The following is a 12,906-nucleotide window of genomic DNA, read 5'->3' as shown; positions in this document are numbered from 1 at the left end:
CGCACTCTCCCCCTTACGGGTAAGTCGGAATGTGGTAAAGCTCGTTCCGTTCCACGGTCACAGATTCGCTGGTCAGCGGTCTACTCCACGGTTGCCCGCGAGATCCGCGCGTCAGGCCGCGCGTTCTTGCGAACCCGCGCGGAACTCCGCCCGGATGCGCTCCCGCCACAGCTCGTACGGCGGCTCCGGGCCCTCGTCCACGAAGGGCACTTCGGTGCGGTCGGCGATCTCTTCGGCGGCCTCGACCGTGAGGTCCGCGAGCACCTGCGCGGCGAGCGCGCTGTGCTCCGGCACGTACGTCGAGTACGTGCGCGCCTTGATCGCGAACACCACGCCCAGCGCCAGTTCCGCGTGGTGCGGGCCGGCCAGGCGGCGGAGGATCTCCAGCCCGGTCCGGTCCGCGCCACCGGCGAACGTGGCCGCCAGCCCGACCCCGCTCCAGAGGTCGGGGCGGCGCTGCTCGGCGAAGGCGTTCACCGCGGCGGCGACCGCCTCGGGCACGCCGCCGTGGATGAACCACAGGGCCCGGCCGACACCCTGGTCGAAAGCACGGGAGAAGTAGTCCGGGCGCCCCGCCCACGGGTACGGTGCCGGCTCGGCCTGTTCGTCGACCCACCGGCGGGTGTCGAAGTAAGCCCGGTCGAAGCCGTAGCCGTCCACCGCCAGCCAGCTCATGATCGGGTGGTGGTGCACCCCGTCGAGCTCCGGCAGGATGTTCTTCCACAGTGGACGCGGCAGCCGGGCCATCGCGAACCCGATCCCGATGTAGGTGAGGAAGATGTGCGGCTCCCCCGGCCCTTCGAGCAGTGCTTTCGTGCGGTCGCGGCCGCCGCCGGGCATCGCGTCGAGGATCGTGCACCCCATCGTCGCGCCCTCGTACGCGAAGCCGCGCTGCTCCGGTTCGACGAGCGCGAGCCGCCGTTCCAGCTCCCACAGCGAAGCGCCCTCGATCGCCCACTCGAACCCGCACACCACGGCCTGCGGCACCGCCTCCAGCCGGGCCGTCGCCGCGGTGGGCGTGACCGGGAAGCCGCGCTCCTCGAACCCCACCGATGCCAGGGAAGGCGCCAGCGCGCGCTTGCGCAGGACACCGAAGAATGTCGCCATCACTCGTTCCTTTTCGTCCGGAGCCGGCTCAGGCCACCGCGCGCAGGTGCGAGCGCGTCGCGGCGAGCATCTGCTGGCTGCCCGGCGTCTGCCGCGACGCCAGGGTGATCGCGATCGGCGGGTCGGTCAGGGCGGGCGGCCGCAACCGGATCGCCACCTCCGACGGCTCGAACGGGGTGACCGTCGCCGTCGCCGTGCCGATGGTGAACGCCGGTCCGCCCGCGGGCTGCCGTCCCGCGCCGTGGTCGGCGACCGCGATCACCGTCCAGGTGCCCTCGGGCACCCCGTGGATCGTCAGGTCGCCCGCCTCGGAGTCGGCCAGCCCGCCGAAGGCCACCGGGCCGCTTTGCGGCACCGAGTCGGCGAACACCCCGACGAGCACGGTGGCCGGCGCCGCCCCGGCCGGGAAGCGCAGCCGCACCGCCAGCCGCTCGTTGCCGCCCTGCAGCGACGCGCAGGTGCTGCCCGCCTCCCGCAGCGACCGCAGCGCGGGCAGCCGCTGGAAGTACGCCGAGTGCGCGACGAGCAGCTCGCCCACCTCCGGCTCGCGGTACTCGGTCGGCGTCATCCCGACCGCGCGGGCGAACCGGCTGGTGAACGTGCCGACGCTGCTGTACCCGACGCTGCAGACGATGTCCGACACCGTCAGCGAAGTGGTCAGCAGCAGCCGCTTCGCCTCGAACAGCCGCACCGCGGTGAGGAAGCGGCCCGGCGTCACCCCGGTCGCCTTGGCGAAGATGCGTGAGAAGTGGAACGGGCTCACGAACACCTCGGACGCCAGCGCCGACAACGTGATCGGCTCGAAGTACCGCTCCAGGATCATTTCGATCGCGCGCAGAACGGCGGGCTGGACGGCCTGTTCCGGCGCTTGGACTTGCCTGTACCGCTCCGCACCCGCCGACGGGTCTTCGCCGTCGGCGCCCCCGGACGCCACCGATCGCAAGATCATCTGTCCAACCTCGAATTCCTTACCGACGTCAAGTTCCCTCTTCGCCAGGTAAGACGCCGCCCCTCGCGGGCCGGTGGACCCCCGATCGAAGGCCGGGCGAGCTCGGCGCAGCATCGGAGCGACGAGCGTGCGCGCGGCACGGTTCCGTTGTGACGAACGCACATCCGCGACGTGCGCGGCGCACCGGGCCCGGCTGGCAGAACCGCCGGTCCGAGGAGTACCGGCGGGCGCGTTTCCCCATTTCCCGCCCCGCCACGCCCACCGGTACCTGCGGTTTGCCCGCCGCGCACCGCTCGCCGCGGGTGGGCGGCGCCCGCGTCAGACGTGCGGAACACCCGGGCCCGCCGGGGAAAACACATCTTGACTCTGGTGGACCGCTCACTGGCTGGGGTGGCCCGGCTCTGTCACATTCGACGATGGACAGCCCGCGGTCGGTTATGCCCGGCTTGGCGCGGCGTTACTGGGGAGCTAGAGACATCGCGGCAGAACACTGGAGGCGCGCGACATGTACTCCGAGAAGAGGCTATCGGACGGGCTGGTCGACGTGTCCCAACGGCCCGCCCAACCACCCGAAAGTGTCGTCCAGTTCACGGTTCTCGGCACGCTCGGTGTGCTGCGCGACGGCGTCGACTACACCCCGACCGCTCCGAAGCTCCTGCAACTGCTCGCCCTGCTCGTGATGCGCCCCGGCAAGATGGTGCACGTCGACTCGATCACGCAGGAGCTGTGGCCGAGCGGTCCACCCCGGACGGTGCGGACCACGCTGCACACCTACGTCTACCACCTGCGCCGGTGCTTCGAGCAGCACAGCCTCGGCGTCGGCGCCGACGAAATGCTCGTCACCAAGGCGCCCGGCTACGTCTTCCGGATCGACCCGAGCCAGGTCGACGTCCACCGGTTCGGGCAGCTGCAGCAGGAGGCGCAGGACCTGCTGCGCCAGGACCAGCACGCGGCCGCGGCCGTGCGGTTCCGCGCCGCGCTCGACCTGTGGTCCGGCCCGCCGCTGGCCAACGTCCACTGTGGACCGATTCTGCTCCCGTACACGATGGAGCTGCTCGAACAGCGGCGCAACGCGCTGCACATGCTCATCGAGGCCGAGATCACCAGCGGCAACCACCGCGAGCTGATCGGGGAGCTGCGCTCGCTGACCGCGGGCAACCCGCTCGACGAGGCGCTGCACGGGCAGCTGATGCGGGCGCTGGGCCGCAGCGGCCGCCGGTCGGACGCGATGGCCGTCTACCGCAACCTGCGCAAGCGGCTCAGCGAAGAGCTCGGCGTCGAGCCGTGCGACGAGCTGCAGCTGCTGCACCACGACCTGATCTCGGAGGGCGACCACTTCTGACCCACCGCTCCACCGACCCACCCCGCACGAACGAAGTGAGGATCGATGACCGCACGCACCCGCACCTACGGACAGTACTGCGGACTGGCCCGCGCCATGGAACTCGTCGGTGAACGCTGGGCCCTGCTCATCGTGCGCGACCTGGTGCTCGGCCCGAAGCGCTACAACGAGCTCCGGACCGGTCTGCCCAAGATTCCGCCGAGCATCCTTTCGGCGCGCCTCAACGAGATGGAGGAGTCCGGCGTGATCCGCCGCCGGGTCCGCCCCGACCTCGACGCCGGCCTGGTCTACGAGCTCACCCAGTACGGCAGCGAGCTGGACCAGATCCTGCTGGACCTCGGCCTGTGGGGCGCGCGGTCGCTGAGCCACCCCGGCCCGGACGACATCTTCACCCTGGACGCGGCGATCCTGTCGCTGTTCACGACGTTCCAGGCCGAGGCGGCGGCGGGCGTCCAGATCACGTTCGAGATCCAGTACCACAACACGATGATCCTGCACGCGATGATCGACGACGGCGACCTGAAGGTGTCGGAGGGCCGCTACCCGGACGCGGACCTGATCATCCGCTCGAGCCAGGGCTCGGCGCTGCTGGACGTGATCGGCGGTCACCTGACCCCGGCGCAGGCACTGGCGGACGGCTCGGTCTCCATCGAGGGCGACGTCCGCGACCTGGAGCTCTTCACGCGGCTGTTCCGCTTGACCTCGGCCCCGGAGCCGAAGAGTGGCGTGTCCCTCCACTGAGGACGGTCACCTCGCGCGGGCTGAAGGGCCCTTTCCTCCCATCAGATCGGAGGAAAGGGCCCTTCACCGCGTCAGATGAGACCAACGTCCCCTTCAGCCCACCCGGCCCCGCTCGTGCCGAGGTCGCCGGGCTCGTGAGTGTTTAGGGCGGTTCTAATACTCCAGCTGTAGTTCGTGATCTTGCTGGAGGGGGCCGGTGAGATGGGTGCGGCCACCACGTGATCATGGTGTTTGTGAAGACAACTCAAGATCATGTGGTGGCCGCGGCTGCCAGCGTAGACCCTGCGGGGTGGCAGTCGCTGCTGGGTGAGATGTTCGTGCGGGTGGGGCACCGGTTCGCGCGGGTGGAGTCGCGTCGCCGCGCGGGGCGGTTCGTGCAGGGGCTGCTGGCCGGGCTGGTTCGGGTGAACTGCTGGACCATCGCCGAGGCTGTCGGGGACACGACCCCGCATGGGATGCAGAACCTGCTCTCGCGCGCGAGCTGGGACGTGGACGGGGTTCGTGACGACCTGCGCGAGGTCGTGGTCGAGCAGCTGGGTGATCAGGATGCGATGCTGGTCATCGACGAGACCGGCGACCTGAAGAAGGGCACCGAGTCGGTCGGAGTCCAGCGGCAGTACACGGGCACGGCGGGCCGGATCGAGAACTCGCAGATGTCGGTGTTCCTGACGTATTCCACCCCGGCCGGGCATACGTTCATCGACCGTGAGCTCTACCTGCCTGAAAGCTGGGCCGAGGACCCCCGGCGCCGGGACCGGGCCGGAGTGCCCGCCGGGACCCGGTTCACCACGAAATCCCGGCTCGCGTTGGCCATGATCACCCGGGCGCTGGACGCGGGCGTGCGGGTGGGGTGGGTGACCGGGGACGAGGCTTACGGCAAAGACGCTGCCGGCCTGCGTGATCCGCTCGAACAACGCGGACAGGCCTATGTGCTGGCCGTGGCCTGCGACCATCGCATTCCCGGGCCCGGCAGGCAGAGCGTGCGAGCTGATGAGCGGGCGGCCGCGCTGCCGAAACGGGCCTGGCAGAAGCTCTCCGCCGGAGCGGGCGCGAAAGGCCGGCGCTACTACCTGTGGGCCCGCATCCGGCTGCACCCCGCGGGCACCACCGGTTATCACTGGATCCTGATGCGCCGCAACCGGCGCACCGGGGAGACTGCGTTCTACCGCTGTTACAGCCCCCGCCGCGTCTCGCTGGCCAAGCTCGCCCGCGTTGCCGGGCGTCGCTGGACGATCGAGGAAACCTTCCAGACCGGCAAAGAACTCACCGGCCTGGACGAGCACCAGGTCCGCACCTGGACCTCCTGGTATCGCTGGACCACGCTGGTCATGCTGGCCCACGCCTTCCTCGCCATCGCCGCCGCCCATGCCCGCCACACAAAACCGCATGAGGGCCTGATCCCGTTGACACGCAACGAGATCAGGCACCTCTACGCCCAGCTCATCCTCAAGCCAGCCCGCCGCGTCGCCGACATCCTGGCCTGGTCCACCTGGCGCCGACGACACCAACATCACGCCCGGCAAAGCCACTACCAGCGACGACACGAAAACCCAGCACCCGATCACGAACTACAGCTGGAGTACTAACCGCCCTAAACACTCACGACTACCTGCGCCCGCGCGGTCAGGTCAGGCGGTCGGCCTGCTCCTCCAGGTACCGCCTCTCCGGCTCGCTCTCCGTCCGCAGGGCCGCGCGGCGGTAGTGCTCCCGCGCGCCCTCGAGATCTCCCGCGCGCTCCAGCAGGTGCGCGCGCACCGCGTCAAGCCGATGGCTCTGCTTCATCCGGCTGTCCTCCGCGATGGTGTCCAGCAGCTCGAGCCCGCGGGCCGGGCCGTCGACCATCGCCACCGCGATCGCCCGGTTGAGCGTCACCACCGGGCTCGGGGCCAGCTCCGCCAGCACCTCGTACAGCTGCGCGATCTGCACCCAGTCCGTGGTCTCCGCGCTGGGCGCCTCGTCGTGCAGGACCGCGATCGCCGCCTGGACCTGGTACGCCCCGATCGGGCCGCGGCCCAGCACCGCGCTCACCAGTGCCCGGCCCTCCGCGATCATCGCGCGGTCCCAGCGGTCGCGGTCCTGCTCGGCCAACGGCACCAGCGCCCCGTCCTCGCCGGTGCGTGCCGGGCGGCGGGCGTCCGTCAGCAGCATCAACGCCAGCAGCCCCGCGACCTCACCGTCGTCCGGCCGCAGCGCGCGCACCGCTCGGGTCAGCCGGATCGCCTCCCGCGCCAGCTCCGGCACGTGCAGGTCCGTCCCCGACGTCGCCGTGTAGCCCTCGTTGAAGATCAGGTACAGCACCTGGAGCACCACGCTCAGCTGCCCGGGCTCGCCGAACGCCGAGCCAGCCGCCGCGATGCTCTCCTTGGCGCGGGTGATGCGGCGGGTCATCGTCGCTTCCGGGACCAGGAACGCCTTCGCGATCTGCGCCGTCGTCAGCCCGCCCACCGCGCGCAGCGTCAGCGCCACCTGCGACGGCGGGGACACCGCCGGGTGGCAGCACAGGAACAGCAGCTTCAGCGTGTCGTCCTCGTCCGGCACGGCGACCGGCTCGGCCGGCTCCCGCGCCGCGACGGACTCCTCCCGGCGACGGCGCGCGCTCTCGCTGCGCCAGTGGTCGGTGAGCCGCCGGGTGGCCACCGTGACCAGCCAGTTCAGCGGCTGGTCCGGCACGCCCTGGACGGGCCACTGCTCCGACGCGGCGAGCAGCGCCTCCTGCACGGCGTCCTCGCACGCGTCGAACTGCCCGTACCGGCGCACGAGCGCGCCCAGCACCCGCGGCACCAGCGGGCGGAGCAGCTCGCCGACGTCCGCGGTCACCCGCCGGTGTACTCGGATTCGGCCGTCGCGTCGGCGAAGAACACCACCGGGCGGACCTCGATGCCGAGCCCCTCGATCTTCGCGTCCGGGATCATCGCCGCGATCTCGTACGCGCGCTCCTGGCTCTCGCACTCGATGAGGTAGAAGCCCGCCAGGAACTCCTTCGACTCCACGAACGGCCCGTCGGTGACCGCCGGCATGCCGTCCTTGACCCGCACCACCGCGCTCTTCGCGGGCGCGTCGAGGGCCTGCGTGCTCACCATCTCGCCGGACTCCCGGATCCGGCGGATGAACTCGCCGTGGCCGGTCATCACCTCGTCCTTGGCCGCCTCGGACAGCCCGTCCCAGACGTCCGGGTTCATGTGCATCGCCAGCAGGTACTTCATCGCGCCTCCCCGCGTTGGGTCCCCGCGAAACATAGCCGATCCGGCTCCGCAACCTGTGAGTGGTCGCCGACGTCGCCGCAGGAGCAGCATCGAACCCTTCACCACTTCACCACCCGAAGGAAAACCCCATGCAAGACGTGCACGCCGACCTCGCCGCCGACGCGGAGACCCTCGCGGCCCTGATCCGCGACCACGAGGGCTCGGTGATGCTGCCCGCCGGCCGCGCGATCACCGGGTACCTGGCCGAACTGACGGTCGTCGCCCGCCGGGTCGTGCTGGGCGTCGAAGGCGAAGAAAGCGCTTCCGCCCCGCGGATCACGAACTCCGGGATGCTCGGCGACGCCGTGCTCGCGTGGCTTTCGGAGCACCGCAAGGCCACCGAGCTGCTGGCCACCGCGGAGGCGGACGTCCCGTGGCCGGGCGGCGCGATGCGCCCGTCGGCGGTCGCGGCCGCCGTGCTGACCGCCCTGTTCGCCCGCGGCCAGGACATCGCCGACGTGCTCGGGGTCCGCCTGCCCCGCACCGACAGCGTCGGGCACGTGGCCTACTACGGCGTCCGCACCCGCGACGAGGTCTACGCCGGCCACGGCGAACCGCCCGCCGCCCGGTTCCGGTACGAGCTCGTCGCGCCGTCGGGCGAGCGGTGGGAGTTCGGCCCGGCCGACGCGCCGGACCGGATCAGCGGCCCCGCCGTGGACTTCTGCCTGTTGTTCACCGGCCGCCGCGCGGCGGCCGACCTGGCCGTCACAGCCGCCGGGGACGAGGCCGTCCGCTGGGTTGAGCTGGTGCCGTCGCGGCGCAACCCGCTGTGGACGTCCGAAGTGGACTGACGGCTACTCGAACCGCTCCGGGTCCCCGGCGCCGCGGCGGACCACCTCTGCCTCGCCCGAGGAGAAGTCGACGACCGTGGTCGGCTCGACGCCGCATTCGCCGGAGTCGACGACCGCGTCGAGAACGTGGTCGAAGCTCTTCCTTGATCTCCCAGCCTTGGGTGAGCGGCTCGGCCACGTCCGGCAGCAGCAGCGTGCTCGACACCAGCGGCTCGCCCAGCTCCGCCACCAGGGCCTGGGTGACGACGTGGTCGGGGATGCGCACGCCGACGGTCTTCTTTTTCTCGTGCATCAGCCGCCGCGGCACCTCCTTGGTGGCGGGCAGGATGAACGTGTAGCTGCCCGGCGTGGCGGCCTTGATCGCGCGGAACACGGCGTTGTCCACGTGCACGAACTGGCCGAGCTGGGCGAAGTCCTGGCAGACCAGGGTGAAGTGGTGGCGCCGGTCGAGGCGCCGGATCGAGCGGATCCGGTCGAGCCCGTCGGGGTTGTCCAGCCGGCACCCGAGCGCGTAGCACGAGTCCGTCGGGTAGGCGATCAGGCCGTCCTGCCGCACGAGGTCGGCGATCTGGCCGATGGCCCGCCGCTGGGGGTTGTCCGGGTGGACGTCGAAGTACCTCGCCATGGCGCGAGCCTAGGCCCCGGGCGGGCGGCGCGCCCGGTGGCGTCTCCTACCTTGCCGTGATCGCGGTGCAACCGGTGACCGCGCACCCTCGCCTGGCGGAGAATCCGCCAGTACGACAGGCGCTGTCACCCAGGAGGCGATCATGACCCGGCTGGTGCTGCCCGACCCCATCCTCACCGGACCGAAGCCACCCCGGCCCCGAGCCGTGCCCGCTTCGGCGTACGAGTTCGTCGGCCCGGCCGGCCGCGTCACGCTGGCCGGGTTGTTCGGCGGCCACCGGCGGCTGGCCGTGCACCACCGGATGCCGGACCTGAGCCGGCCCGGCGCCGCCGCGCCCGCCGAGGAGATCGCCGCCTTCTTGCACGCCGCGGACACCCGGCTCGTGGTCGTTTCTCACACACCGTACGCGAAATTCGCGCAGTACGGCCGTCACTTCGGCCGCGACCTGCCGGGGTACTCCGCCGTGGACAACGGGTTCGGCGCCGACTTCCCGGCCACCCGCTACCTGGAGGGCACCGCCCGCGGCGACGCCGACACCCCCGGCCTGAGCTTTTTCCGCCTGGACGGGCGGTTCGTGCGTCACCTGGGGTCGATCGCCGTGCCGTACCTGGATTTCTTCGACCTCGTCGGCGTCCACGGTGCCCGGCACCTGGACTGAACCAGTATTGGACCAGTAGGCCGCGCGGGGGCGGAAACCCCGCGTCACGGCCAGCTTTCGCCGTAACGACGGGGGGCCGTCTTGAGATAGGATCCAGCGGAGCATGCAGACAGAGTTCCGCCCGGACCAAGCCGCAGGCTCCGGGCACCGCCGACCCGCCGGAGGACCGCAGCCGATGTCTCCGGGAGCCGTGCCGAGCCGATCAGGCGCCTTGAACCCCGTCACCGAACCCCGCGGCACGAGCGTCATCGACCGGCGCCCGAAACTGGCGGCGTACCTGGCGGCGGCGATGATCACCGTGGTCGTCGCGAGCTTCGGTTTCACCTTGCTCGCGAACCTCCTGCCACGGCCGATCAGCCCCCTGGAAGCCGCCTACGCGGTCGCCGCGGTCGCGGTGCTGCTGGGCATCCAGCTCCTCCACTACAGCAGGCCATCGGTCCGGCTCGACTCCACGACGAGCCGGCTGCTGCTGGTCGTCCTGGTCGTCCTCGGTTACGTGCCCGTCCTGACGTTCGAGGCCACGTGGGCCGCGATGCCGGTGTTCTTCGGCGGCGCCGTGCTGCTCGTGCTGCCGCCCCGGTTCGCCTGGCCGCTGTTCGTGCTCAACATCGGCGGGCTGCTCTGGATCGAACTGCTCTACGACCCGCCACTCGTCGCGGTCTACACGGTCGGTGGCGCGATCTTCTACAGCCTGGCGTTCGCCCTGCTCACCCAGCTCGCCCGGATGATCCGCGAACTGCACCAGGCCCGGACCGTGCTGGCTCAGCGCGCGGTCGCCGAGCAGCGGCTGGCGTTCGCCAGGGACCTGCACGACCTGCTCGGCATCAGCCTGTCCGCCATCGCCCTCAAGGGTGAGCTGGTGCACCGCCTGCTGCGGAAGTCGAGCGAGCAGGCGAAAGCCGAGCTCGCCGAGATGACCGCCATCGCGCAGCGCACGCTGGCCGACGTCCGCGCGGTGTCCCACGGCTACCGCGAGCTGTCCCTGGAGAAGGAGTTCCGCACCGCCCAGTCCCTGCTCACGGCGTCCGACATCGCCGTGCGCGTGCACCTCGACCAGGCCGAGCTGCCGGTCCAGGCCCGCACCCTGCTGGCGAAGGTGCTCCGGGAGGGCGTCACCAACGTCCTGCGGTACAGCGACGTCGAGCACTGCGAGATCGAGGTCCGCCAGGACCGCGGCCGGGTCAGCATGGCCATCGTCAACGACGGCGTCGACCCCGAAGGCCTGCCCGACGGGTCCGACCTGCTCGCCCGGCTGCCCGCCGAGGTGGCCGCGCTGGGCGGCGAGGTGACCACCGGGCTCGGGGACGACGGCCGGTTCCGCCTCTCGGTCGAGCTTCCCGCTGCCGGACCAGGCCGAGCCGGTGGCGGTCGCCGACGACGGAGACCTGAAGGCCCGCGCCGAGTCGCGGCGGATCCGGGTGCTCCTGCCGGTCGCCTTCGGGCTGCTCGGCTTGGCCGCGGTGCTGCACGAGCTGCTGCTGACGACGAACCCGTGGCACATCGCGCTCGTCGCCGGGTCCGCCGTGGCGCTGCTGACGCTGCAGTTCGCCTACTTCAACCGGCCCACCACGCGGCTGCGCTCGGGGCAGAGCATCGCGATGCTGTTCGTGCAGGCCTGCCTGATCTACCTCCCGCTGCTGCCCCTGCAGCACGACTGGGTGAGCATGCCGTCCCTGCTCATGGGCTGCTGCCTGCTGGTCCTGCCGCCGGCCGCCGGCTGGCTGCTGTTCGCCGCGAACACCGGCGTCTACCTGTGGCTGCAGTACATCGCCGGGCAGGCGGGGCAGGGCACGCTCTACGCGATCAAGTTCTCCACCGGCACGGTCGTGATCGGGCTGATCGTGTTCGGCATGCTGTGGCTGGTCCGGTTGGCCGCCGAACTGGACCACAGCAGGCGGCGGCTCGCCGAAATGGCCGTCGCGGAGGAACGCCTGCGGTTCGCCAGGGACCTGCACGACCTGCTCGGGATGAGCCTGTCCGCCATCGCCTTGAAGAGCGAGCTGACCTCCCGGGTGCTGCCGCTGGACCGCGACCGGGCCACCGAAGAGCTGATCGAGATCCTGGGCCTGACCAGGCAGGCGCTGACCGACGTCCGCTCGGTGGCCAGCGGGTACCGCGAGCTGTCGCTGGACAGCGAGTCCCGCTCGGCCCGCTCGGTGCTGGCCGCGGCCGACGTGCGGGTCCGGATGGAGATGCTGCAGGACGAGCTGCCCGCTCCGGTGCGCACGGTGCTGGCCGTGGTCCTGCGCGAGGGGGTCACGAACGTGCTCCGGCACAGCGCGGTCGAGACCTGCGAGATCGCGGTGCGCCGCACCGAGGACGGCGTGACGCTCGAGATCCTCAACGACGGCGTCGACAAGGCGGCCCGACCCGCCGCGAAACCCTCCGACAACGGCAACGGGTCCTGCCCGCCGGGCGGGGGCAACTCCGGCAGCGGGATCGGCAACCTCGCGCACCGGGTGTCGGACCTGGGCGGCGAGCTGACGGCGGAGGTCGTGGACGACGGCCGGTTCCGGCTCCGCGCGGTGGTCCCGGTCTGAGCACCCGCCTGCCCGGCTGGTGGTCCCGGCGCGCTGAAGGGGACGTCCGTCTCGTCTGCCGCGGTGAAGGGCCCTTTCCCGCGATGTGGTGCGAGGAAAAGGGCCCTTCAGCCCACCACGGCCGGGCGGGGCACGAGCCCGGCCGTCACAGCCAGCCGGACTCCTTGGCGATCCGGATCGCGTCCACCCGGTTGCGGGCGCTCAGCTTGGCCACCACCGTCGTGAGGTAGTTCCGCACCGTGCCCGCGGACAGGAACAGCCGGGCGGCCACCTCGACCGTCCCGTACCCGTGCGAGGTCATCCTCAGCACGTCGAGCTCGCGGACCGTCAGCGGGCAGTCCACGCTGTCCCACGCCGCCAGCGCGAGGTCGCCGTCGACCATCCGGCGGCCGGCCACCACACCGCGGACCGCGTTCGCGAGCTTGTCCGGCGGCGCGTCCTTCAGCAGGAACCCGCTCACCTTGGCGTCCAGCGCCCGCCTGAGCGTCCCCGGACGGCCCAGGCTGGTCAGGATGAGGGTGCGGCACCCCGGCAGCTGCTCGTGCAGCTCACCGGCCGCGGTGAGGCCGTCCTTGCCCGGCAGGTCGATGTCGATGATCGCGACCTCGGCGGCCGCGGACCGGGCCGCGGGGAGGATCTCCGGCCCGGACGCGACCTCGGCGACCACCTCGATGTCGGGTTCCAGCCGCAGGAGCGCCACCAGCGCCCCGCGGACGATGTGCATGTCCTCGGCAACGAGCACTCTGATCACGAGGCGCCTCCGCCTTTACGAACTCCCCAGTTCTCCCCAGACGCACAGTTAAACATTTCCACAGAGGTCCCGGTTGGGCCATTCGGGGCTTACCGAGAAACCGGCTCACGCAAACAACGGCAGGTGAACACAGAACAACGCCATACGCGTCCGGACGACT

Annotated in this window: 11 protein-coding genes and 2 pseudogenes; 7 read left to right on the top strand and 6 right to left on the bottom strand. The window is 71.2% G+C overall.

Annotated elements, in window-relative coordinates:
- Positions 1-111: 111 nt before the first annotated feature.
- Positions 112-1,107 carry a DUF1702 family protein gene (locus QP939_RS27715; protein WP_285449147.1) on the bottom strand — a complete coding sequence of 332 codons (996 nt, stop codon included), beginning with the start codon at positions 1,105-1,107 and terminating at the stop codon, positions 112-114.
- A gap of 28 nt (positions 1,108-1,135) precedes the next feature.
- Positions 1,136-2,056: a helix-turn-helix domain-containing protein gene (locus QP939_RS27710; RefSeq protein ID WP_285449146.1), complete on the bottom strand. Its 921-nt coding sequence runs from the start codon at positions 2,054-2,056 to the stop codon at positions 1,136-1,138.
- 505 nt (positions 2,057-2,561) lie between these two features.
- Between QP939_RS27710 and QP939_RS27705 the strand changes: the two genes are divergently transcribed.
- The 3 genes from QP939_RS27705 to QP939_RS27695 all read left to right on the top strand — a co-directional run bounded on the left by QP939_RS27705 (position 2,562) and on the right by QP939_RS27695 (position 5,725).
- On the top strand, positions 2,562-3,398 hold the full coding sequence (locus tag QP939_RS27705; protein WP_285449145.1) for an AfsR/SARP family transcriptional regulator: 837 nt from the start codon (positions 2,562-2,564) through the stop codon (positions 3,396-3,398).
- 45 nt (positions 3,399-3,443) lie between these two features.
- The gene (locus QP939_RS27700; protein WP_285449144.1) at positions 3,444-4,139 is read left to right on the top strand and encodes a winged helix-turn-helix transcriptional regulator; all 696 of its coding nucleotides are present in this window, start codon (positions 3,444-3,446) and stop codon (positions 4,137-4,139) included.
- Positions 4,140-4,450: 311 nt separating this feature from the next.
- Positions 4,451-5,725 (top strand): IS701 family transposase, encoded by a 1,275-nt coding sequence (locus tag QP939_RS27695; RefSeq protein WP_285459667.1) that lies wholly within the window; start codon positions 4,451-4,453, stop codon positions 5,723-5,725.
- Between the two features lie 37 nt (positions 5,726-5,762).
- On the opposite strand, the gene QP939_RS27690 is transcribed toward QP939_RS27695, so the two are convergent.
- Together QP939_RS27690 and QP939_RS27685 are read right to left on the bottom strand one after the other, a co-directional pair.
- Complete coding sequence (locus QP939_RS27690) at positions 5,763-6,956, bottom strand: RNA polymerase sigma factor (RefSeq protein ID WP_285449143.1); 1,194 nt, start codon at positions 6,954-6,956, stop codon at positions 5,763-5,765.
- Positions 6,953-7,342 carry a YciI family protein gene (locus QP939_RS27685; protein ID WP_285449142.1) on the bottom strand — a complete coding sequence of 130 codons (390 nt, stop codon included), beginning with the start codon at positions 7,340-7,342 and terminating at the stop codon, positions 6,953-6,955. Before QP939_RS27685 ends, QP939_RS27690 begins: the two co-directional genes overlap by 4 nt.
- Positions 7,343-7,470: 128 nt before the next feature.
- Here QP939_RS27685 and QP939_RS27680 point away from each other — a divergent pair, with 128 nt between their 5' ends.
- Entirely contained in the window at positions 7,471-8,172 is a 702-nt protein-coding gene (locus QP939_RS27680) for a maleylpyruvate isomerase family mycothiol-dependent enzyme (RefSeq protein WP_285449141.1), read from the top strand.
- Between the two features lie 3 nt (positions 8,173-8,175).
- Here the strand turns inward: QP939_RS27680 and QP939_RS27675 are convergent.
- Positions 8,176-8,797 (bottom strand): annotated as a pseudogene (locus tag QP939_RS27675) (L-threonylcarbamoyladenylate synthase).
- Between the two features lie 142 nt (positions 8,798-8,939).
- On the opposite strand from QP939_RS27675, the gene QP939_RS27670 reads away from it, so the two are divergent.
- The 3 genes and pseudogenes from QP939_RS27670 (at position 8,940) to QP939_RS27660 (ending at position 11,995) form a co-directional block, all read left to right on the top strand.
- A complete protein-coding gene (locus QP939_RS27670; protein WP_285449140.1) occupies positions 8,940-9,455 on the top strand; it encodes a DUF899 family protein in 516 nt (171 codons plus the stop codon).
- A 103-nt stretch (positions 9,456-9,558) separates the two neighbouring features.
- Positions 9,559-10,374, top strand: a pseudogene (locus QP939_RS51875) (histidine kinase); the annotation flags it as partial.
- 442 nt (positions 10,375-10,816) lie between these two features.
- Positions 10,817-11,995 carry a sensor histidine kinase gene (locus tag QP939_RS27660; protein WP_285449139.1) on the top strand — a complete coding sequence of 393 codons (1,179 nt, stop codon included), beginning with the start codon at positions 10,817-10,819 and terminating at the stop codon, positions 11,993-11,995.
- A 145-nt stretch (positions 11,996-12,140) separates the two neighbouring features.
- On the opposite strand, the gene QP939_RS27655 is transcribed toward QP939_RS27660, so the two are convergent.
- Positions 12,141-12,746 carry a response regulator transcription factor gene (locus QP939_RS27655; protein WP_285449138.1) on the bottom strand — a complete coding sequence of 202 codons (606 nt, stop codon included), beginning with the start codon at positions 12,744-12,746 and terminating at the stop codon, positions 12,141-12,143.
- Between the last annotated feature and the right edge of the window lie 160 nt (positions 12,747-12,906).

The sequence above is a fragment of the Amycolatopsis nalaikhensis genome, assembly GCF_030264295.1.
Classification (GTDB): Bacteria; Actinomycetota; Actinomycetes; order Mycobacteriales; family Pseudonocardiaceae; genus Amycolatopsis; species Amycolatopsis nalaikhensis.
Note: the sequence above shows the minus strand (reverse complement) of the source record. Positions and strands in the feature narration are given on the sequence as shown.

Excerpts from the sequence above, each read along its gene's own strand:
- QP939_RS27700 (WP_285449144.1), top strand. The coding sequence starts at position 3,444 with ATGACCGCACGCACCCGCACCTACGGACAGTACTGCGGACTGGCCCGC.
- QP939_RS27705 (WP_285449145.1), top strand. The coding sequence starts at position 2,562 with ATGTACTCCGAGAAGAGGCTATCGGACGGGCTGGTCGACGTGTCCCAA.
- QP939_RS27715 (WP_285449147.1), bottom strand. The coding sequence starts at position 1,107 with ATGGCGACATTCTTCGGTGTCCTGCGCAAGCGCGCGCTGGCGCCTTCC.
- QP939_RS27695 (WP_285459667.1), top strand. The coding sequence starts at position 4,451 with ATGTTCGTGCGGGTGGGGCACCGGTTCGCGCGGGTGGAGTCGCGTCGC.
- QP939_RS27680 (WP_285449141.1), top strand. The coding sequence starts at position 7,471 with ATGCAAGACGTGCACGCCGACCTCGCCGCCGACGCGGAGACCCTCGCG.
- QP939_RS27685 (WP_285449142.1), bottom strand. The coding sequence starts at position 7,342 with ATGAAGTACCTGCTGGCGATGCACATGAACCCGGACGTCTGGGACGGG.
- QP939_RS27670 (WP_285449140.1), top strand. The coding sequence starts at position 8,940 with ATGACCCGGCTGGTGCTGCCCGACCCCATCCTCACCGGACCGAAGCCA.
- QP939_RS27710 (WP_285449146.1), bottom strand. The coding sequence starts at position 2,056 with ATGATCTTGCGATCGGTGGCGTCCGGGGGCGCCGACGGCGAAGACCCG.